The sequence below is a fragment of the Luteibacter sp. UNCMF331Sha3.1 genome (genome assembly GCF_900109915.1).
Taxonomy (GTDB): domain Bacteria; phylum Pseudomonadota; class Gammaproteobacteria; order Xanthomonadales; family Rhodanobacteraceae; genus Luteibacter.
Window position 1 is genome coordinate 345,837 of record NZ_FOBU01000002.1, and the last position, 19,218, is coordinate 365,054.

Genomic DNA, 19,218 nt, shown 5'->3' on the forward strand with positions numbered 1-19,218 from the left:
CCTACCTTGGCTTCATGAGCAACGATACGAAGCCCGCCGGCACCGTCGAACCGCCGCGCACCCTCGACGGGCAGCTGTGCTTCGCGCTGTATTCGGCCAACCTCGCGATGGGCAAGCTCTACCGCCAGCTCCTGGCGAAACTGGACCTGACCTATCCGCAGTATCTGGTGATGCTCGTGCTCTGGGAGCGCGACGGCATCACCGTGTCCGACCTGGGCGAGCGGCTGTTCCTCGATTCCGCCACGCTGACGCCGTTGCTGAAGCGCCTGCAGGGGGCGGGCCTGGTGCAGCGCACGCGCGGCACCGCCGACGAACGCCAGGTGATCGTGACGCTCACGGACGAGGGCAGGGCGCTGCGCGAGAAGGCGGCCGACGTGCCCGTGGACGTCTTCTGCGCCACGGGTTGCGAGGTCGACCAGCTGGTCGATCTGAAGGGCGGCCTCGAAACGCTTCGCGCCGGCCTGATCGACTACAACCGGCGCTGAGTCAACCCGAACCGGTCATCTGCCGCTGCATGTGGTCGAGGTACTGGTCGAGTTCGTCGATGGTGGCGAACACTTCGGCGACCGGCACCGCCTTGACGATGTCGAAGACCTTCTTCACCTGCGGCTGCGGGTTGACCAGCAGCGTCCGTCCGCCGCGGTCGTGCAGGCCCTTGCGCAGCTGCGCGAGACTGCGCAGCCCGGCGCTGCTGATGTAGTCGAGCGCCGAAAGATCGATGACGAGCGTGCCGCCGTTGTCGACGAGCGGCGTGATGTCGCGCATCGCCTCGTCGAACGCGGTGAACGTCGCGGCATCCAGCCGACCCTCCAGCCAGACGACGCTACGATCGGTGGTGGGGGCTTCGCTGCGAACGATGAGAGTCATGTGGCGGGCTCGTCTGAAGGGGCGAATCGGATGACGACGCAATTGCCGCTCGCGTCGCGTGCATAGTGGAAATCGCTGGCGATGCTTCGCGCGAGGTGCAGGCCCAGCCCGCCGATCTCGCGCCGTGCGATGTCGCCGGGCAAGTCGGGCGTTTCGTACTGGAGCGGATCGAAGGGCACGGCGTCGTCGCGCAGTTCGAGGTGCACGATGTCGCTCTCTACTCTGAGCGTGATCTCGATGCTGCCGTCGCGACCATCGGGATACCCGTGGCGAACGGTGTTCACGAGCAGCTCCTCCAGCACCAGTCGCACGTCCGCGCGACACGACGCGTCGATGTCCGCGCGATCGAGCGTTCCCTCGGCCCGGTTCAGGGCGAGGAACACGTCTTCCAGCCGGTTAGGAATTCGCAACCGCATCGAGTGGCACCTCCGTGACCCCGTGCTCGTGCCAGGTCAGCGCAAGCAGCGCGATGTCGTCGTAGGCGGGAGCGCCGGCGGTATACGCGTCCACGTCGCCCAGCACCTGGTCGATGTAGGCCTCTGTGGAGGCACCGTCCTGCACGCGCGCGACGCTATCGAGGATCGCGTGGGTGCCGTAGAGCTTCTGATTGTCCGCATGCGCCTCGCTGACGCCGTCGGTGTACATGAGCACCGTGTCGCCCCCAAGCAACGTGAGTACGCGTACAGGGTAGCGCGCTTCGCGGTCGATACCGAGAGCCGGGCCGGTTTCGACGTCGACCAGCAGCGCGCTGCCGCCGGCGTGAAGCACGGGCTGCTCGTGGCCGGCGCTCGCCAGCGAGAGCAGGCCCGTCTCGGTTTCGAGCACGCCGCACAGCAGCGTGACGAACATGCAGGTGTCGTTGCCCTTGCACAGTTCGCGGTTGAGCGATCCGAGGATGTCGCTCGGCGAACGCGCATGCGTCGCGAGCGTGCGCGCCAGCGTGATCGTGCGCGCCATGAAGAGTGCGGCGGGGATCCCCTTGTCCGACACGTCGCCGACCATCACGCAGATATGTCGCGCACCGAGCGCGAAATACGTGTACAGATCGCCGCCGACGGCGCTGGCGGGTCGCAGCGCCGCGTGCACTTCCACATGCCCGTCCGCGGCGAGCCAGTGCGGTTCGGGAATCAGGGCGAGCTGGATCTGTCGCGCGATGTCGAGTTCGCTCGCCATGCGCTCCTGCTCGCGCGCGATCTGCTTGGCGCTGTCGATGTGGCCCGCGAGCTGGCGGCGCATCTGGTCGAACGCGCGGGTCAGCCGACCGACCTCGTCCCGCCGCCGGACGTTGGGCAGCGCGAAGTCGAGCTCGCCCCGTGCGACGTCTTCCGCGCGATCGGAAAGCACGGCCAGTGGCGCCATCAGGCGACGCGTGATGACGAGCGCGATCAGCGATACGCCGGCCAGCGCGACGAGGCCGAGCAGGATGTCGACGTAGTAGGTGCGACGCAGGTCGGCGAGCACCTCGCGCTCCGGCATCGTCAGGCCGGCCGTCCAGGTCGTGCCGGCGATCGGCACGAAATAGACCCACACCGGCTCGCTGACGCGACCGCCCATCTCCGGCGTGATCCGCACCGGGTTGCGATGCGCCGCGAGGGCGGCGACGAACGGCTTGCTGCCGCGCGTACCGACGTACGAGGACCAGTCGTGCGCGAGGAACATGCCGTTCGCGTCGACGACGAACGCGGAAGCGTGGTCGGGTTTGTTCAGCTCGCCGAGCAGCTGCTGGAGCCAGCCGACGCTGATCGTGACGTCCGCGACACCGGCGACCGAGTCGCCATTGCCCGGAATGGCCACGGAGTAGCCCACGAGCGTGTCGCTTCGGCCCGGCATGCGGAAGGGCGCCTGCCAGCAACCGCGCTCGCAGTTAAGGCCGCGCACGAACCACGGCGCCATCCAGTAGGTCTCCGCATCGGCGAGACGGCTGGAAAGGGTCAGGCTGCCATCGTTCCCGCGCCGTGCGAGCGGGGCGTCCGCGTCGCGCGGGGCCGAGGTGTTCCGGGGGATGAAGGCCGCGGTGATGTCGACGACCTCGGGATTGACGGCGAGCGTATCGCGGATGATCGCGGGCGCCTCGTCGCGCCGGCTGCCCAGAATGCCCGCCATGACGCGGGCCACGCGGGCGACGGCGTCGAGGCGGCCTTCGATGCGTGTCGCAGCCCATCCTGAGACGGCCGAGGCTTCCTGCTCGGTCTGCGCGAGCATCTGCTCGCGCGTGTGGGAAAGCATCAGGCCGCCCGTCACGACGAGGACGATCGCCGAGCCCACGAGCACGCCCAGGGCAAGCCGCGTTGCGACACTGCGAAGGACCATGGGCGGCTCCAGGGGGATATGGAGCGAATCTATGCCCGCGGGGCCGGGCCGGCAAGCCACCGGAAGGTCATAATGCGACTTTCCCCCAGCATAGGTAAGGGCATGCCCGGCACCCAGCGTGAAGTCGAGTTTCGTTTCCTGGCCCAGCCGACCGACGTGAATTTCGGCGGCAAGGTCCACGGCGGTATGGCCATGAAGTGGCTCGACCAGGCGGGATATGCCTGCGCGGTGGGCTGGAGCGGCGCCTATTGCGTCACGGCGTCGGTCAGCGGCATCCAGTTCCTGGCGCCGATCCTCATCGGCGATCTGGTGACGGTGAGAGCCCGGCTGATCCATACCGGCACGTCCAGCATGCACCTGGCCGTCGACGTGCTGGCCCGCGATCTGCGCAGCGGCGAACAGCGTCTCGCCACCAGCTGCGTCATGGTGTTCGTCGCCCTCGACAAGCCGGACGGCGGCAAGCCCACGCCCGTGCCGCCATGGAAGCCGGTGGAAGAGCGCGACCTGAAACTGCAGGAATACGCGTTGAAGCTGATGGAGATGTCGCGCGCCATGGAGCCGCTGGTGGTCGCCACCCGCGAGATGTAGGTCGTCCGCTCGCATGGGTCTTTCTTTCCCCTCGCGGCATCGCTAAACTGCGCGGCCGCCCACGCCGCAGCCGCGCCGTGTGGGTCGTAAGACACCGTTGTGAAACGGGGCCCGGGCGTGATTTCCACGTGCGGAAGTTGTTGACAGTTTCCAGGACGCTCGCGACAATAGGCGTTCTTTGTTGGAGGAATACCCAAGCGGCCAACGGGGGCAGACTGTAAATCTGCTGGCTTACGCCTTCGGTGGTTCGAATCCACCTTCCTCCACCATACGAGTTCCGCGCAGTGCGGGAGTAGTTCAATGGTAGAACTTCAGCCTTCCAAGCTGATTGTGCGGGTTCGATTCCCGTCTCCCGCTCCATTGAATTTACGCGCGTTGCGTCACGTGCTCATGTAGCTCAGTCGGTAGAGCACTTCCTTGGTAAGGAAGAGGTCGCTGGTTCGATTCCAGTCATGAGCACCATCTTCGTCGTCCGCGGCGGTTCCTTTTTTACTATCTCATTGGCTCCAGCGGAGTTTAGCGCTCATGGCAAAGGGTAAGTTCGAACGTAAGAAGCCGCACGTCAACGTCGGCACCATCGGTCACGTCGATCACGGCAAGACCACGCTCACGGCTGCCCTGACGAAGATCGGCGCCGAGCGTTTCGGTGGCGAATTCAAGGATTACGGTTCGATCGACGCCGCGCCGGAAGAGAAGGCACGCGGCATCACGATCTCGACGGCTCACGTCGAATACGAATCGCCGACGCGTCACTACGGTCACGTCGATTGCCCGGGACATGCTGACTACGTCAAGAACATGATCACGGGTGCGGCGCAGATGGACGGCGCGATCCTGGTGTGCTCGGCCGCTGACGGCCCGATGCCGCAGACGCGCGAGCACATCCTGCTGTCGCGTCAGGTCGGCGTGCCGTACATCGTTGTCTTCCTGAACAAGGCGGACATGGTGGACGACGCCGAGCTGCTCGAGCTGGTCGAGATGGAGGTGCGCGAACTGCTGTCGAAGTACGAGTTCCCGGGCGACGACACCCCGATCATCGCGGGTTCGGCGCGTCTGGCGCTGGACGGCGACCAGTCGGACATCGGCGTGCCGGCGATCATCAAGCTGGTCGACGCGCTCGACAGCTGGATCCCGGAGCCGGAGCGCGACATCGACAAGCCGTTCCTGCTGCCGGTGGAAGACGTGTTCTCGATCTCGGGTCGCGGCACGGTGCTGACCGGTCGCGTCGAGCGCGGCATCATCAAGGTGGGCGACCCGGCGGAAGTCGTGGGCCTGAAGGACACCCAGACCACGACGGTCACGGGCGTGGAGATGTTCCGCAAGCTGCTGGATCAGGGTCAGGCCGGTGACAACGTCGGCGTGCTGGTCCGCGGTCTGAAGCGCGAAGACGTCGAGCGCGGTCAGGTGCTGTCGAAGCCGGGTACGGTGACGCCGCACACGGAGTTCGAGGGTGAGGTGTACATCCTGTCGAAGGACGAGGGTGGCCGTCACACGCCGTTCTTCAGCAACTACCGTCCGCAGTTCTACTTCCGCACGACGGACGTCACGGGCTCGATCAAGCTGCCGGAAGGCACCGAGATGGTGATGCCGGGCGACAACGTGAAGATCGCGGTGACCCTGGGCTTCCCGATCGCCATGGACGAAGGCCTGCGTTTCGCGATCCGCGAAGGCGGCCGCACCGTCGGCGCCGGCGTGGTCTCGAAGATCACCAAGTAAGACGGATCGCAGGGCAGGGTGACCTGGCCCGCATCGAAAAACGGAGGCGAAAGCCTCCGTTTTTTTATGTCCGTCGTTTAAGGGCTTCCCATGCCCCGAAGGATAGGGTATAGTCGTCGGGCTATATCTCCCGCACGCCTCACGCAGGCGGACGGACCACGCGAAATGAGGTGCACGGAATGTGCTTCGAGTTCGCAGGCATGGACGCCGAATAGAGTGCCAACCTGGCCACGGGGCGCGAGCTCTGTTGACCCATGTCGTTGCGTATTCTATACTTTTCTGTCTGGGCGGGCCGTTTATGCGGCCTGCCCGACTTTTTCGGGTCGTTCGGGTGGCTTTTTGGCCACTGCGGAGCGGCCCGTTGCGGTACCCGTAGTTTGTAGTTTTGGGTTGTGCGGGGTGGCGAGAAGCCCCTCCGAATCACAAGAACGTTCTTTCGATAACAGGACACGGTTTTATGGCGAACCAAAAGATTCGCATCCGGCTCAAGGCGTTCGATCATCGTCTGATCGACCGTTCGGCCAGCGAAATCGTCGAGACGGCCAAGCGCACCGGCGCTACGGTCCTCGGCCCCATCCCGCTGCCGACCAAGATTGAGCGCTACACCATTCTGGTGTCGCCGCACGTCGACAAAGATGCCCGCGACCAGTACGAGACTCGTACTCACAAGCGCGTTCTGGACATCATCGACCCCAACGACAAAACCGTGGACGCGCTCATGAAGCTCGATCTCGCGGCTGGCGTTGACGTCCAGATCAAGCTCGGCTGAGCGGAACAAAGGATACGAAGATGAGTATCGGACTGGTTGGCCGCAAGTGCGGCATGAGCCGGCTCTTCACCGAAGACGGCCGCTCGATTCCGGTGACGCTGATTGAAGCGACCCCGAATCGTGTGACGCAGGTGAAGACCGAAGAAAACGACGGCTACAGCGCCGTGCAGGTCACGACGGGCGCGAAGCGCGCCTCGCTCCTGACGGCTCCGCTGAAGGGCCATTACGCCAACGCCAAGGTTGAGCCGGGTCGTGGCCTGTGGGAATTCCGCGTGTCCGCGGAAGACGCGGGCAAGTACGCGATCGGCACCGAGATCAAGGCGGACGACGTGTTCACCGTCGGTCAGACGGTCGACGTCGCCGGCGTGTCGAAGGGTAAGGGTTTCCAGGGCACCATCAAGCGTCACCACTTCAAGATGGGCGACGCCACGCACGGTAACTCGCTGTCGCATCGCGCCCCGGGCTCGATCGGTCAGCGCCAGACGCCGGGCCGCGTGTTCCCTGGTAAGAAGATGTCGGGCCACATGGGTGCGGTCAACCGCACGCAGCAGGGCCTCGAAGTTGTCAAGGTCGACGCCGAGCGCCACCTGATCGCGGTCAAGGGCGCAGTCCCGGGCGCGCCGGGCGGTGACGTCGTGATTCGTCCGACGACCAAGGGCTGAGGAGAGACGCCATGGAACTCAACGTTATTGGCGCCAAGGCGCTCACCGTGTCGGACGAAGTGTTCGGCGGCGAGTACAAGAAGGCCCTCGTCCACCAGGTCGTCACCGCCTATCAGGCGGCTGGCCGTGCCGGTACGAAGGCTCAGCTGTCTCGCGGTCAGATGTCCGGTACGACCAAGAAGTTCAAGAAGCAGAAGGGCGGCGGCGCTCGTCACGGCGATTACCGCGCTCCGATCTTCGTCGGTGGTGGTGTGACGTTCGCAGCGAAGCCGCGCAGCTTCGAGCAGAAGGTCAACCGTAAGGCTTACCGCGTCGCGATCCGTTCGATCGTCGCCGAGCTGAACCGTCAGGATCGCCTGAAGATCGTCTCCGAGCTGTCGATGGAAGCCCCGAGCACCAAGGGCATGATCGCCAAGCTCGCCGAGCTCGAAGTCAAGGGTCGCGTGCTGCTGGTGTCGGAAGACGCCACCGAAGCGCTGTACCTGTCCGCTCGCAACATTCCGTACATCCACGTCGTCGACGTGCTGGCCCTGAATCCGGTCAGCCTGGTCGGCAGCGACTACGTCGTCATGACGGTGGACGCGGTCAAGAAGGTCGAGGAGTGGCTCGCATGAGCACCGAACGCACGCTCAACACGCTTCGCGCGCCGCACATCTCCGAGAAGTCGGCTCGCCTTGCTGAGAACAACCAGTACGTTTTCGTCGTGGCGCCTGAGGCGACCAAGGCCGATGTCCGCGCAGCGGTCGAGCACCTCTTCGACGTCAAGGTCGAGGAAGTGAACGTCGTGAATACGAAGGGCAAGGTCAAGTCGTTCCGCAATCGTGCTGGCAACCGCCAGGGCAAGCGTAAGGCCTACGTGCGCCTCGCCGACGGTCACACGATCGACGTGTCGGCCAAGGCCTGAGCCAGGAGTTGAATTGAGATGGCACTGATCACTCACAAGCCGACCTCCCCGGGACGCCGCGACGCAGTCAGCGTGCGGACCGAAGGTCTGCACAAGGGCGCACCTTACGCGCCCCTGACCGAATCGCAGTCGAAGACCGGCGGTCGTAACCACTATGGTCGCATCACGACGCGTCATCGCGGCGGCGGTCACAAGCAGGCTTACCGCATCATCGATTTCAAGCGTGACAAGGAAGGCATCGCCGCCGTTGTCGAGCGTCTTGAGTACGATCCGAACCGCACCGCGCACATCGCGCTGCTGTGCTACGCCGACGGCGAGCGCCGCTACATCATCGCGCCGAAGGGCGTGGCGGTGGGCGACCGTCTCGTGTCGGGTTCCGACTCCCCGATCAAGCCGGGCAACTGCCTGCCGCTTCGTTCGATCCCGGTCGGTTCCACGATCCACTGCATCGAAATGAAGCCGGGCAAGGGTGCGCAGATCGCGCGTTCCGCCGGTGCGTCGGTCCAGCTGGTCGCTCGCGAGCAGGGCTATGCCACGCTGCGTCTCCGCTCCGGCGAAATGCGTCGCGTGCCGGTCGAGTGCCGCGCCACCATCGGCGAAGTCGGTAACTCGGAACACAGCCTGCGCAAGCTCGGCAAGGCCGGTAAGAAGCGTTGGGCGGGTATCCGTCCGACCGTCCGCGGCGTGGTGATGAACCCGGTCGACCATCCGCATGGCGGTGGTGAAGGCAAGACCTCTGGCGGCCGTCACCCGGTCAGCCCGTGGGGTACGCCGACCAAGGGTTACAAGACGCGCAACAACAAGCGCACCCAGCAGTTCATCGTGCGTCGTCGCAAGTAATAGGAAACGATCATGCCGCGCTCTCTAAAGAAAGGTCCGTTCGTTGACCTGCACCTCGTAAAGAAGGTGGAAGCCGCCGTTTCCGCCAATAACAAGCGTCCGATCAAGACCTGGTCGCGTCGTTCGATGATTCTGCCGGAGATGGTCGGTCTGACCATCGCCATCCACAACGGCCGCCAGCACGTGCCGGTGTTGATCAACGAGAACATGGTCGGGCACAAGCTCGGCGAGTTCGCGGTGACCCGCACCTACAAGGGCCACGCCGGCGACAAGAAGGGCAAGTGATGAGCACTGAAGCCAAAGCGATCCTGCGCAGCGCCCGCATCTCGGCGCAGAAGGCACGCCTGGTGGCTGACCTGGTCCGCGGTATGCCCGTGGGCCGAGCCAGCGACGTGCTCGCCTTTACCAACAAGAAGGCCGCTCACCTTGTCCGCAAGGTGCTGCTCTCCGCCGTCGCCAATGCCGAGAACAATCTCGGTGCCGACGTCGACGAGCTGAAGGTCGCTCGCATCTTCGTCGACGAAGGTCCGGCGATGAAGCGTATGTATGCCCGCGCCAAAGGCCGCGGTTCGCGCATCCTGAAGCGCACCAGCCACATCACTGTGGTTGTGGGCAACTGACTGGGGTAAGAGACGATGGGTCACAAAGTTCATCCCACCGGTATCCGCCTCGGCATTGCCAAGGACTGGAACTCGAAGTGGTACGCAAACAAGGGTGAGTATGCCCAGTACCTCGCTGCCGACCTCAAGGTCCGCGAGATGCTGCGCAAGAAGCTCGCCGCTGCCGGCATCTCGAAGATCCAGATCGAGCGTCCGGCCAAGACCGCCCGCGTGACGATCCACACCGCCCGTCCGGGCGTGGTGATCGGCAAGAAGGGCGAGGACATCGAGAAGCTGCGTAAGGAAGTCACCGACATGATGGGCGTTCCGACGCACATCAACGTCAGCGAAGTCCGTAAGCCGGAGCTCGATGCCCAGCTCGTCGCGGAGTCCATCGCTCAGCAGCTCGAGCGCCGCATCATGTTCCGCCGCGCGATGAAGCGCTCGGTCGGCAACGCGATGCGTCTCGGTGCCCTCGGCATCAAGATCAACGTCTCCGGCCGTCTCAACGGCGCCGAAATCGCACGCTCCGAGTGGGCTCGCGAAGGTCGCGTTCCGCTGCACACCCTGCGTGCGGACATCGACTACGGCACCGCCGAGGCCAAGACCCAGTACGGCATCATCGGTGTCAAGGTTTGGGTCTACAAGGGCGAGATCTTCGATCTGGCGGCCGCTACGGCCGAGTCGAAGGAAGAACAGCAGCCTCAGCAGTCGTCGCGCCGCGAGGGTGGTGAAAACCGCCGCGAGCGTGAGCGCGCTGCCAAGTAAGGAGCGTTGCCATGTTGCAACCTAAGCGTACCAAGTACCGCAAGATGCATAAGGGTCGTAACGACGGCCTGGCATTCAATTCCAACCTCGTGAGCTTTGGCGAGTACGGCCTCAAGGCGACGACGCACGGTCAGCTGACCGCTCGTCAGATCGAAGCGGCCCGTCGTTGCATCACGCGCTTCGTCAAGCGTGGCGGCAAGCTCTGGATCCGCGTGTTCCCGGACAAGCCGATCACCCGTAAGCCCATCGAAGTCCGAATGGGTGCAGGTAAGGGTGGCGTCGAGTTCTGGGTCGCACTGATCCAGCCCGGTCGCATGCTTTATGAAATCGAAGGTGTCGACGAGACGACGGCACGCGAAGCGTTCCGTCTGGCGGCTGCCAAGCTCTCCGTCCAGACCCAGTTCGTCTCCAGGGCGGTGATGTAATGGCCAGCAAAGAAATCAAAGAGAAGTCGGCGGAAGAGCTGAAGCAGCATCTGCTGGACCTTCGCAAGGAGCAGTTCAATCTGCGCATGCAGAAGGGCTCCGGGCAGCTCACTCAGCCGCACCAGCTGCGCCGCGTTCGGCGTGACATCGCCCGCACGAAGTTCGTGCTCGGCGTTAAGAAGTAAGGACGGCGGACATGAGCGATAACACGAAGACGGCACGCACCCTCACGGGTCGTGTCATCAGCAACAAGATGGCTAACACGGTAACGGTGTTGATCGAGCGCCAGGTGCAGCATCCGCTGCTCGGCAAGATCATCCGCCGTTCCACGAAGCTCCATGCGCACGACGAAACCGGCGCGAACGAGGGTGACCTGGTTCGCATCGCGGAATGCCGTCCGCTGTCGAAGACCAAACATCACCGCGTGGTCGAAATCGTCACGCGCGCTGAAGTCTAAGGAGAGCTGCGATGATTCAGGTACAGAGCATGCTTTCCGCGGCTGACAACAGCGGCGCGAAGGAAATGATGTGCATCAAGGTGCTGGGCGGCTCCAAGCGTCGCTACGCCAGCGTCGGCGATGTCATCAAGGTGACGATCAAGGACGCGATCCCCCGCGGTAAGGTCAAGAAGGGTGAGGTGTACAACGCCGTGGTGGTTCGCACCGCCAAGGGTGTGCGCCGTCCCGACGGTTCCGTGATCCGTTTCGACGGCAATGCGGCCGTCATCCTCAACAACAAGCTCGAGCCGATCGGTACCCGTATTTTCGGGCCGGTTACCCGCGAGCTGCGCAGCGAGAAGTTCATGAAGATCGTCTCGCTCGCGCCCGAAGTGCTCTGAGCGGAGGCCAGATCATGAACCGTATCCGCAAGGGTGATAACGTCGTCGTCATCACCGGCAAGAACAAGGGTCAGCGCGGCGACGTGCTGCGCGTCGATGGCGACCGCGTGGTCGTCTCGAACGTGAACCTGGTCAAGCGCCACACCAAGCCGAATCCCCAGGCCAACCAGCCGGGTGGAATCGTCGAGCGTGAGGCCTCGATCCATATCTCCAATGTCCAGCTCTTCAACTCCGCCACGAACAAAGGCGAGCGCGCTGGCACCAAGACGCTCGAGGACGGGCGCAAGGTGCGCGTGTTCCGTTCGGGCGAAGTGGTCGACGCGTAAGGAATCGAAGTCATGACCCGCCTTGAAACGTTTTACAAAGAGTCGGTAATGAAGAAGCTCACTGAGCGCTTCGGTTACCAGAACGTCATGGAAGTGCCGCGCATCACGAAGGTCACGCTCAACATGGGCGTCGGCGAAGCCGCCGGTAACAAGAAGATCCTCGAGAACGCGGTCGCCGACATGACCAAGATCGCCGGTCAGAAGCCGATCACGACGAAGGCCCGCGTGTCGGTCGCCTCGTTCAAGATCCGCGACGGTTGGCCGATCGGTTGCAAGGTCACGCTTCGTCGTGCCCAGATGTGGGAATTCCTGGACCGCCTGATCAACATCTCGCTGCCGCGTACGCGCGACTTCCGTGGTGTCTCGGGCCGTGCCTTCGATGGCCGTGGTAATTACAACTTCGGTATCAAGGAACAGATCATCTTCCCGGAAATCGACTTCGATCAGGTCGACGCGCTGCGCGGTATGGATATCTCCATCACCACCACCGCCAAGACCGACGAAGAAGCCAAGGCGCTGCTGGAAGCCTTCAGCTTCCCGTTCCGCAACTGATTACAGGTAGAACATGGCTAAGACCTCGATGATCGAGCGCGATGTTAAGCGCTCCAAGCTCGTCAAGAAGTTCGCCGCCAAGCGCGCCGAACTGAAGGCGATCGTCCTGAGCGCCACCGCCTCGTATGACGAGAAGATGGAAGCCCAGACGAAGCTGCAGAAGCTTCCCCGTGATGCGAGCCCGTCGCGCCAGCGTAACCGCTGCGCCCTGACCGGTCGTCCGCGCGGCGTCTACAGCAAGTTCGGCCTGGGCCGCAACAAGCTCCGCGAAGCCACCATGCGTGGCGACGTTCCGGGCCTGCGCAAGGCTAGCTGGTAAAAACTCGCCATTGGCGGGACAAGCTGTTATAGTCGTCGGTCTGCGCAACGCAGACCGACGGTTGTCGGCTATACAATTTAAGATTTCCGGTAATTCGGATATCGGTGCACTCTCAAGGGTTTTCTTATGAGCATGACTGATCCCATCGCCGATCTGTTTACGCGCATCCGCAATGGCCAGGCCTCTGGCAAGTCGGTTGTCCGTATGCCGTCGTCGAAAATGAAGCAGGCGCTTGCCACGCTTCTGCAGAACGAAGGCTACATCCTCGACGCCCGTACCGCTGACGAAGCGGGCAAGCCGGTCCTCGAGATCAAGCTGAAGTACTTTGAAGGCCGTCCGGCCATCGAAACCATTTCCCGTGTCAGCCGTTCCGGTCTCCGCGTCTATCGCGGCAAGGACGAGCTGCCGAAGGTCCTCGGCGGCCTGGGTATCTCGATCATCTCGACTTCCGCCGGTCTCCTGACCGACGCGCAGGCCCGTGCGAAGGGTCTGGGCGGCGAAGTCATCGGCCAGGTGGCGTAAGGAGTCCCGACATGTCACGTGTAGCCAAGAAGCCCATCACCCTCGCGAAGGGCGTCGAAGTCTCGGTCGCCAACGGCACCGTCACCGTCAAGGGCCCGAAGGGCACCCTGACCACCCATGAACTGCCGGGCGTTTCGCTCCAGCAGGAAAATGGCGTGCTGAACATCGTCCTCGCCGATGGCGCCGACGACAAGTTCGGTGGCACCGCCCGCGCGATCATCGCCAACATGGTCCAGGGCGTTGCCAGCGGCTTCGAGAAGAAGCTCGAGCTCGTCGGCGTCGGTTACCGCGCCCAGCTCACCGGCAAGTCGGTGAACCTGTCGCTCGGTTTCTCGCACCCGGTCGTGTTCGACGCGCCGGAAGGCATCACCATCGAAGTCCCGACGCAGACGGAAATCCTCATCAAGGGTTCCGACAAGCAGCTCGTGGGCCAGGTGGCAGCGAAGATCCGCGCGTTCCGTTCCCCCGAGCCCTACAAGGGCAAGGGTGTCCGTTACGCCGGCGAGACGATCATCCTGAAGGAAGCCAAGAAGGCCTAATCGGCCTATCCGCTTTCTGGAGACGAGACGATGAACAAGAACGAATCCCGCCTGCGCCGCGCCAAGTCGACCCGTGCCCACATCCGTGAGCTCGCCGTCGCCCGCCTGAGCGTGCACCGCACCGGTCAGCACATCTACGCCCAGGTCTTCGCACCGAACGGCACCGTCGTGGCAGCCGCCTCGACCGTGCAGAAGTCGGTGGCCGAAGGCCTCAAGAGCAAGAAGAACGTCGAGGCCGCCACCACGGTGGGTCGCATCGTCGCCGAGCGCGCCAAGGCCGCCGGCATCGAAGCCGTCGCGTTCGACCGCTCGGGTTTCCGTTATCACGGTCGCATCAAGGCGCTTGCCGATGCGGCGCGTGAGGCCGGCCTCAAGTTCTAAGAGGCGTCAGGCCACGGCATCGGCCCCTCGGGGCCGGTGTCGCCTGAGGTAACTACAACTCCAAGCGGCGACCGAGCCGTAAACAGAAGTCCCGGCATGGTCCGGGCAGACAGGAATAGAGATGTCCTCGACAGATCGCGAAAATTCGGACGGCATGCTTGAAAAGCTGATCGCCGTCAACCGCGTGGCCAAGACCGTCAAGGGTGGCCGCCAGATGAGCTTCACCGCGCTGACGGTTGTCGGTGATGGCGAAGGTCGCGTCGGTTTCGGTTATGGCAAGGCGCGCGAAGTGCCGGTCGCCATTTCCAAGGCCATGGAACGCGCCCGCCGCAACATGGTGTCCATCGAACTCAACAACGGCACGCTCTGGTACGCCATCAAGGCTAACCACGGCGCGGCCCGCGTCTACATGCAGCCTGCCTCGCAGGGTACCGGCGTCATCGCCGGCGGCGCCATGCGCGCTGTCCTCGAAGTGGTTGGCGTGAAGGACGTTCTGGCCAAGGCCGTCGGCTCCCGCAACCCGATCAATCTCGTCCGCGCGACGATCAAGGGTCTGCAGGCTGTCGCCTCGCCGAAGCGCATCGCCGCCAAGCGTGGCAAGACGATCGAAGAGGTGCTGGGTAATGGCTAAGAACACCGAAACCACCGGCACCGTCCGCGTGCGCCTGGTCAAGGGCCTGCGCGGTGTGCAGGGTCGTCATCGTCTGAGCGTCAAGGCCCTCGGCCTCGGCAAGCTCAACGATGTCCGTGAACTTAAGGATTCCCCGCAGGTTCGTGGCCTTATCAACAAGGTCTACTACCTGGTCCGGGTCGAGGAGTAATCATCATGCGTCTTAACGACCTCAGGCCCGGTAAGGGCGCTCGCAAGTCCCGTACCCGCGTCGCCCGCGGTATCGGTTCCGGCCTCGGCAAGACCGCCGGCCGCGGCCACAAGGGTCAGCACGCACGTGCGGGTAACACGCACCGCGTCGGTTTCGAAGGTGGTCAGATGCCGCTGCAGCGTCGTCTTCCGAAGGTGGGCTTCCGCTCGCTGAAGAAGGCCGACACCGAGCAGGTCATGCTGTACCAGCTGGCTTCGGTCAAGGCCGACACGATCGACCTGATCGCTCTGCACGCCGCCGGTCTCGTGACCAGCCGCGCCAAGAAGGTCAAGGTGGTGCTGAAGGGCGAGATCGACCGCGCCATCAAGCTCCAGGGCGTGCTTGCGACGGCCGGCGCCAAGGCGGCTATCGAAGCCGCCGGCGGCAGCGTGGAGTAATCAGGTGGCTGCAGCGCAGGGCACAACGCTCGGCTCGCTGGGCAAACTGACGGAACTGCGTCAGCGCATCTTTTTCCTCATCGGTGCGCTGATCGTCTTCCGCCTCGGTTCGTTCATTCCCGTTCCGGGCGTGAACCCCGAAGCGATGACGAGCCTGGTCGAAGGCGGTGGCGGTCTGCTGAACATGGTCAACATGTTCTCGGGCGGCTCGCTCTCCCGCTTCTCGGTCTTCGCCCTCGGTGTCGTGCCGTATATCTCGGCATCCATCGTGGTGCAGATGATGGGCTCGGTCATTCCGTCGCTCCAGGCACTGCGCAAGGAAGGCGAGTCGGGTCGTCGCAAGATGACCATGTACACGCGTTTCGGCACGGTGGGTCTCGCGGCATTCCAGGCGTTCGGTATCGCCGTGGCGCTCCAGAAGCAGGTCGCTTCGGGTGGCGCACCGGTGGTCTACATGCCGGGTGCGGGCTTCGTCCTGGCATCGGTCGTCGGCCTCACCGCCGGCACGATGTTCCTGATGTGGCTCGGCGAGCAGATCACCGAGCGGGGTATCGGTAACGGTATCTCGATGCTGATCTTCGCCGGCATCGTCGCGGGTCTTCCCGCAGCGATCGTGCACACGCTGAGCATGGCGAACAACGGTGAGCTGTCGGTACTGAAGCTGCTGATGGTCGTGGTGGTGATTCTGGCGGTAACGGCTTTCGTGGTGTTCATGGAGCGCGCCCAGCGGCGCATCACCGTGAACTACGCGAAGCAGGGCAGTCAGCGTCAGTTCCAGCGTCAGACCTCGCATCTGCCGCTGAAGATCAACATGGCGGGTGTCATTCCGCCGATCTTCGCGACGAGCCTGCTGCTGTTCCCTGCCACCGCTGCGACCTGGTTCGGCACGGCCCACCAGTCCCGTTGGCTGCAGTGGTTGACCACGGCGCTGAGCCCGGGCGAGCCCGTGCACGACATCGTGTTCGCGGTGCTGGTCATCGGGTTCGCCTTCTTCTATACGGCGATCGTGTTCAACTCGCAGGAAACGGCCGATAACCTCAAGCGTTCGGGCGCATTGATTCCAGGCATCCGCCCGGGTCGTGCGACGGCAGACTACATCGATGGCGTCATGACCCGGCTCACCGGTGTTGGCGCGCTCTACATCGTGCTGGTCTGCCTGGTGCCCACGTTCATGCAGAACGCCTGGCACGTCCCGTTCTATTTCGGCGGCACTTCGCTGCTGATCGTGGTGGTGGTGGTGATGGACTTCACGGCTCAGGTCCAGGCCCATCTCGTCAGCCACCAGTACGAGAGTCTGCTCAAGAAGTCGAATCTCCGTCGCAGCTGAGACGCGACGGTTAAAGCCCCCAAGTAGGGGAGGCCGCGGCGCCCGGCGCCGCAGGACTTCCCGTTTAGGTTAATTCAGGTTAGAATTGCGCGTTTACCGCGCACGAAACGCATCGGAGACAGTACATCATGGCGCGCATCGCGGGTGTCAATTTGCCGGTCCAGAAGCATGTCTGGGTTGGTCTGCAGAGCATTTACGGAATCGGCCGTTCGCGGGCCAAGCAGGTCTGCGTGGACGCGGGCGTGGTTGCGACCACTCCCATCAAGTCGCTGAGCGAAGGCGAGGTCGAGAAGATCCGCGCCGAAATCGCGAAGTATACGGTCGAAGGCGACCTGCGCCGCGAAATCGGCATGGCAGTCAAGCGCCTGATGGACCTTGGTTGCTACCGTGGCCTGCGCCACCGTCGCGGCCTGCCGGTGCGCGGCCAGCGCACGCGTACCAACGCCCGTACCCGCAAGGGTCCGCGTCGTCCGATCAAGAAGTAACGGATACCGAACATGGCTAAGCCTGTTAAGCAAAAGAAGAAGATCAAGCGCGTTGTCACGGATGCCGTGGCCCACGTGCAGGCTTCTTTCAACAACACCATCGTCACGATCACCGATCGCCAGGGCAACGCCCTGTCGTGGGCGACGGCGGGCGGCGCGGGTTTCCGCGGTTCCCGTAAGTCGACCCCGTTCGCAGCGCAGGTTGCCGCCGAGAAGGCTGGCCGCGCCGCGGGCGACTACGGTGTGAAGACCGTGGAAGTGCGCATCAAGGGCCCCGGCCCGGGCCGCGAGTCGGCCGTGCGCTCTCTGAACGCGTTGGGCTACAAGGTGCTCAACATTATTGACGTCACGCCGATTCCGCATAACGGCTGCCGTCCCCCCAAGAAGCGTCGCGTCTAAGGAGCATACCCATGGCCCGTTATCGTGGAGCTACCTGCAAACTTGCGCGTCGTGAAGGTGCCGACCTCGGTCTGAAGAGCCCGGCTCGCGCGCTTGATTCCAAGTGCAAGCTCGAAAACAAACCCGGTCAGCATGGCGCCAACAAGCGCGCCCGTCTGTCCGACTACGCTGTTCAGCTTCGTGAGAAGCAGAAGGTCAAGCGCATCTACGGTGTGCTCGAGCGTCAGTTCAGCAACTACTACACCAAGGCTTCGACCCAGAAGGGCAACACGGGTGAAAACCTGCTTCGCCTTCTGGAAAGCCGTCTCGACAACGTCGTCTACCGCATGGGTTTCGCGGTCACCCGCGCCCAGGCTCGCCAGCTCGTTGCCCATAAGTCCGTCACGGTCAATGGCAAGAAGGTCAACGTGCCTTCCTACCACGTCCGTCCGGGCGATGAGGTTTCGCTGACCGAGAAGGCCCGTACGCAGCTGCGCGTGCAGGAAGCGGCGACGATCTACGACACGATGGATCTTCGTCCGTCGTGGGTCGAGGTCGACAGCAAGAAGTTCGCAGGCACGTTCAAAGCCGTTCCGGATCGTGGCGATCTGCCGGCCGATATCAACGAAGCCCTGATCGTCGAGCTTTACTCGAAGTAATCCACCGGAGCCTTGCATGGCAGTTTCGTCAACTAGTGTGCTGCGGCCTCGTGGCCTCAGCGTCGAGCAGCTTGGAGCGAACCGCGCGAAGGTGGTGGTCGAGCCGCTCGAGCGTGGCTTCGGTCACACCCTGGGCAACGCGCTGCGTCGCGTGCTGCTCTCTTCGATTCCGGGCAGCGCCATCGTCGAGGTCGAAATCGACGGCGTGCTGCACGAGTACACCACTCTGGAAGGCCTGCAGGAGGACGTGATCGAAGTCCTGCTGAACCTCAAGGACGTCGCCATCCGTCAGCATACCGGTGACGAAGTCACCCTCACGCTGGCCAAGAAGGGCAAGGGCGTGGTCACTGCAGGCGACATCGCGGTCGACCACTCCGTTGAGATCGTCAACCCGGAGCACGTGATCTGCCACCTCACCAAGGATGTGGCACTGAACATGCGCCTGAAGGTGCGTCGCGGCGTCGGCTACCAGCCGGCCAGCGCGCGCCAGCACCCGGACGACGAGACGCGGCCGATCGGCCGTCTGCAGCTCGACGCGTCGTTCGCGCCGGTCCTGCGCGTGGCTTACGAAGTGGACGCGGCTCGTGTCGAGCAGCGCACCAACCTCGACAAGCTCGTGCTCGATATCGAGACGAACGGCACGATCGGCGCTGAAGACGCTGTCCGCAAGGCGGCTGAAATCATCAACGACCAGCTGTCGGTTTTCGGCGATTTCTCGCGCCGCGAGAGCGATTCGACCAAGGCGGAGAAGGGCGGTTTCGATCCGCTGCTGCTTCGTCCGATCGACGATCTCGAACTGACGGTCCGTTCGGCGAACTGCCTCAAGGCGGAGAGCATCTACTACATCGGCGACCTGGTCCAGAAGACCGAGGTCGAGTTGCTGAAGACGCCGAACCTTGGCAAGAAGTCGCTGACGGAAATCAAGGACGTGCTCGGTGGGCGTGGTCTTGCCCTCGGCATGAAGCTCGAGAACTGGCCGCCGCCGGGTTTGTCCCACGGCATGCAGCTCGGCTGATGTTTTCGGGGCGATCGGTATCGATCGCCCCGATGCTTTGCACCATCCGGCGGATGCCACGCGCATTTCCTCCGGCAAGACTCAGCGGTCCACAGAGGCCGTGCTCTTATAACGAGGCGTTTTGACAGCCTCGAATAGCGGGTAACCGCGGGAAGTCGGCGCATCCTGTCCG

At 63.6% G+C, this 19,218-nt stretch carries 32 protein-coding genes and 3 tRNA genes; 32 read left to right on the plus strand and 3 right to left on the minus strand.

The annotated features are described in order from the left end of the window. The first annotated feature begins 14 nt into the window (after positions 1–14). The gene (locus BMX32_RS09840) at positions 15–485 is read left to right on the plus strand and encodes a MarR family winged helix-turn-helix transcriptional regulator (RefSeq protein WP_089978122.1); all 471 of its coding nucleotides are present in this window, start codon (positions 15–17) and stop codon (positions 483–485) included. A 1-nt stretch (position 486) separates the two neighbouring features. Here the strand turns inward: BMX32_RS09840 and BMX32_RS09845 are convergent, their stop codons facing one another. Genes BMX32_RS09845 through BMX32_RS09850 form a run of 3 tightly spaced genes read right to left on the minus strand, consistent with a single transcriptional unit; the run spans position 487 to position 3,177 of the window. Beyond that, positions 487–867: an STAS domain-containing protein gene (locus tag BMX32_RS09845; RefSeq protein WP_089978125.1), complete on the minus strand. Its 381-nt coding sequence runs from the start codon at positions 865–867 to the stop codon at positions 487–489. After that, on the minus strand, positions 864–1,283 hold the full coding sequence (locus BMX32_RS18920) for an ATP-binding protein (RefSeq protein ID WP_244511489.1): 420 nt from the start codon (positions 1,281–1,283) through the stop codon (positions 864–866). Before BMX32_RS18920 ends, BMX32_RS09845 begins: the two co-directional genes overlap by 4 nt. Further along, on the minus strand, positions 1,264–3,177 hold the full coding sequence (locus BMX32_RS09850) for a SpoIIE family protein phosphatase (protein ID WP_244511490.1): 1,914 nt from the start codon (positions 3,175–3,177) through the stop codon (positions 1,264–1,266). The genes BMX32_RS18920 and BMX32_RS09850 overlap by 20 nt, the downstream gene beginning before the upstream one ends. Before the next feature lie 102 nt (positions 3,178–3,279). Between BMX32_RS09850 and BMX32_RS09855 the strand changes: the two genes are divergently transcribed. The 31 genes from BMX32_RS09855 (at position 3,280) to rpoA (ending at position 19,046) form a co-directional block, all read left to right on the plus strand. Beyond that, the gene (locus tag BMX32_RS09855) at positions 3,280–3,765 is read left to right on the plus strand and encodes an acyl-CoA thioesterase (RefSeq protein ID WP_089978129.1); all 486 of its coding nucleotides are present in this window, start codon (positions 3,280–3,282) and stop codon (positions 3,763–3,765) included. A gap of 183 nt (positions 3,766–3,948) precedes the next feature. Then, positions 3,949–4,034: transfer RNA gene (locus BMX32_RS09860), tRNA-Tyr, on the plus strand. 17 nt (positions 4,035–4,051) lie between these two features. Beyond that, a tRNA-Gly gene (locus tag BMX32_RS09865) sits at positions 4,052–4,125 on the plus strand. Positions 4,126–4,151: 26 nt separating this feature from the next. Next, positions 4,152–4,227 (plus strand) — tRNA-Thr (locus tag BMX32_RS09870). 63 nt (positions 4,228–4,290) lie between these two features. Further along, positions 4,291–5,481, plus strand: a complete 1,191-nt coding sequence (gene tuf, locus BMX32_RS09875; protein ID WP_089978132.1) for an elongation factor Tu — start codon at positions 4,291–4,293, stop codon at positions 5,479–5,481. Between the two features lie 457 nt (positions 5,482–5,938). Further along, the gene (rpsJ, locus tag BMX32_RS09880) at positions 5,939–6,250 is read left to right on the plus strand and encodes a 30S ribosomal protein S10 (RefSeq protein WP_036140140.1); all 312 of its coding nucleotides are present in this window, start codon (positions 5,939–5,941) and stop codon (positions 6,248–6,250) included. 20 nt (positions 6,251–6,270) lie between these two features. Next, complete coding sequence (gene rplC / locus BMX32_RS09885; protein WP_089978135.1) at positions 6,271–6,912, plus strand: 50S ribosomal protein L3; 642 nt, start codon at positions 6,271–6,273, stop codon at positions 6,910–6,912. 11 nt (positions 6,913–6,923) lie between these two features. Next, complete coding sequence (gene rplD / locus BMX32_RS09890) at positions 6,924–7,526, plus strand: 50S ribosomal protein L4 (RefSeq protein ID WP_089978139.1); 603 nt, start codon at positions 6,924–6,926, stop codon at positions 7,524–7,526. Further along, complete coding sequence (gene rplW, locus BMX32_RS09895; protein ID WP_089978143.1) at positions 7,523–7,816, plus strand: 50S ribosomal protein L23; 294 nt, start codon at positions 7,523–7,525, stop codon at positions 7,814–7,816. Before rplD ends, rplW begins: the two co-directional genes overlap by 4 nt. A gap of 18 nt (positions 7,817–7,834) precedes the next feature. Continuing rightward, positions 7,835–8,656 (plus strand): 50S ribosomal protein L2, encoded by an 822-nt coding sequence (gene rplB / locus BMX32_RS09900; protein WP_046967253.1) that lies wholly within the window; start codon positions 7,835–7,837, stop codon positions 8,654–8,656. A 12-nt stretch (positions 8,657–8,668) separates the two neighbouring features. After that, a complete protein-coding gene (rpsS, locus tag BMX32_RS09905; RefSeq protein ID WP_029213892.1) occupies positions 8,669–8,941 on the plus strand; it encodes a 30S ribosomal protein S19 in 273 nt (90 codons plus the stop codon). Continuing rightward, the gene (gene rplV / locus BMX32_RS09910) at positions 8,941–9,276 is read left to right on the plus strand and encodes a 50S ribosomal protein L22 (protein WP_029213891.1); all 336 of its coding nucleotides are present in this window, start codon (positions 8,941–8,943) and stop codon (positions 9,274–9,276) included. The genes rpsS and rplV overlap by 1 nt, the downstream gene beginning before the upstream one ends. Before the next feature lie 15 nt (positions 9,277–9,291). After that, positions 9,292–10,023, plus strand: coding sequence for a 30S ribosomal protein S3 (gene rpsC / locus BMX32_RS09915; protein ID WP_029213890.1), 732 nt, complete (start codon positions 9,292–9,294; stop codon positions 10,021–10,023). An 11-nt stretch (positions 10,024–10,034) separates the two neighbouring features. After that, positions 10,035–10,448 carry a 50S ribosomal protein L16 gene (rplP, locus tag BMX32_RS09920; RefSeq protein WP_029213889.1) on the plus strand — a complete coding sequence of 138 codons (414 nt, stop codon included), beginning with the start codon at positions 10,035–10,037 and terminating at the stop codon, positions 10,446–10,448. After that, positions 10,448–10,633 carry a 50S ribosomal protein L29 gene (gene rpmC / locus BMX32_RS09925; protein ID WP_029213888.1) on the plus strand — a complete coding sequence of 62 codons (186 nt, stop codon included), beginning with the start codon at positions 10,448–10,450 and terminating at the stop codon, positions 10,631–10,633. Before rplP ends, rpmC begins: the two co-directional genes overlap by 1 nt. Positions 10,634–10,644: 11 nt before the next feature. Then, complete coding sequence (gene rpsQ / locus BMX32_RS09930; protein ID WP_029213887.1) at positions 10,645–10,905, plus strand: 30S ribosomal protein S17; 261 nt, start codon at positions 10,645–10,647, stop codon at positions 10,903–10,905. Positions 10,906–10,916: 11 nt separating this feature from the next. Continuing rightward, the gene (gene rplN / locus BMX32_RS09935) at positions 10,917–11,285 is read left to right on the plus strand and encodes a 50S ribosomal protein L14 (protein ID WP_029213886.1); all 369 of its coding nucleotides are present in this window, start codon (positions 10,917–10,919) and stop codon (positions 11,283–11,285) included. An 11-nt stretch (positions 11,286–11,296) separates the two neighbouring features. Next, entirely contained in the window at positions 11,297–11,611 is a 315-nt protein-coding gene (gene rplX, locus BMX32_RS09940) for a 50S ribosomal protein L24 (protein WP_029213885.1), read from the plus strand. Positions 11,612–11,623: 12 nt separating this feature from the next. Then, positions 11,624–12,163: a 50S ribosomal protein L5 gene (gene rplE / locus BMX32_RS09945; RefSeq protein ID WP_029213884.1), complete on the plus strand. Its 540-nt coding sequence runs from the start codon at positions 11,624–11,626 to the stop codon at positions 12,161–12,163. 13 nt (positions 12,164–12,176) lie between these two features. After that, positions 12,177–12,482, plus strand: a complete 306-nt coding sequence (rpsN, locus tag BMX32_RS09950) for a 30S ribosomal protein S14 (RefSeq protein WP_029213883.1) — start codon at positions 12,177–12,179, stop codon at positions 12,480–12,482. Positions 12,483–12,608: 126 nt separating this feature from the next. Next, a complete protein-coding gene (gene rpsH / locus BMX32_RS09955) occupies positions 12,609–13,004 on the plus strand; it encodes a 30S ribosomal protein S8 (protein ID WP_029213882.1) in 396 nt (131 codons plus the stop codon). An 11-nt stretch (positions 13,005–13,015) separates the two neighbouring features. Then, entirely contained in the window at positions 13,016–13,543 is a 528-nt protein-coding gene (gene rplF / locus BMX32_RS09960; protein WP_029213881.1) for a 50S ribosomal protein L6, read from the plus strand. A 30-nt stretch (positions 13,544–13,573) separates the two neighbouring features. Beyond that, positions 13,574–13,924 (plus strand): 50S ribosomal protein L18, encoded by a 351-nt coding sequence (gene rplR / locus BMX32_RS09965; protein ID WP_029213880.1) that lies wholly within the window; start codon positions 13,574–13,576, stop codon positions 13,922–13,924. A gap of 121 nt (positions 13,925–14,045) precedes the next feature. Then, positions 14,046–14,555 (plus strand): 30S ribosomal protein S5, encoded by a 510-nt coding sequence (rpsE, locus tag BMX32_RS09970; protein WP_029213879.1) that lies wholly within the window; start codon positions 14,046–14,048, stop codon positions 14,553–14,555. Continuing rightward, on the plus strand, positions 14,548–14,745 hold the full coding sequence (rpmD, locus tag BMX32_RS09975; RefSeq protein ID WP_029213878.1) for a 50S ribosomal protein L30: 198 nt from the start codon (positions 14,548–14,550) through the stop codon (positions 14,743–14,745). The genes rpsE and rpmD overlap by 8 nt, the downstream gene beginning before the upstream one ends. Further along, positions 14,745–15,182, plus strand: coding sequence for a 50S ribosomal protein L15 (rplO, locus tag BMX32_RS09980; protein ID WP_170843696.1), 438 nt, complete (start codon positions 14,745–14,747; stop codon positions 15,180–15,182). The genes rpmD and rplO overlap by 1 nt, the downstream gene beginning before the upstream one ends. Before the next feature lie 4 nt (positions 15,183–15,186). Then, positions 15,187–16,509 carry a preprotein translocase subunit SecY gene (gene secY, locus BMX32_RS09985; RefSeq protein WP_029213876.1) on the plus strand — a complete coding sequence of 441 codons (1,323 nt, stop codon included), beginning with the start codon at positions 15,187–15,189 and terminating at the stop codon, positions 16,507–16,509. 128 nt (positions 16,510–16,637) lie between these two features. Then, entirely contained in the window at positions 16,638–16,994 is a 357-nt protein-coding gene (gene rpsM, locus BMX32_RS09990; protein WP_029213875.1) for a 30S ribosomal protein S13, read from the plus strand. Between the two features lie 12 nt (positions 16,995–17,006). Next, entirely contained in the window at positions 17,007–17,393 is a 387-nt protein-coding gene (gene rpsK / locus BMX32_RS09995; protein WP_029213874.1) for a 30S ribosomal protein S11, read from the plus strand. Between the two features lie 11 nt (positions 17,394–17,404). Next, positions 17,405–18,031 (plus strand): 30S ribosomal protein S4, encoded by a 627-nt coding sequence (gene rpsD, locus BMX32_RS10000; RefSeq protein WP_029213873.1) that lies wholly within the window; start codon positions 17,405–17,407, stop codon positions 18,029–18,031. A 16-nt stretch (positions 18,032–18,047) separates the two neighbouring features. Further along, positions 18,048–19,046 carry a DNA-directed RNA polymerase subunit alpha gene (gene rpoA, locus BMX32_RS10005; RefSeq protein WP_029213872.1) on the plus strand — a complete coding sequence of 333 codons (999 nt, stop codon included), beginning with the start codon at positions 18,048–18,050 and terminating at the stop codon, positions 19,044–19,046. The last annotated feature ends 172 nt before the right edge of the window (positions 19,047–19,218 follow it).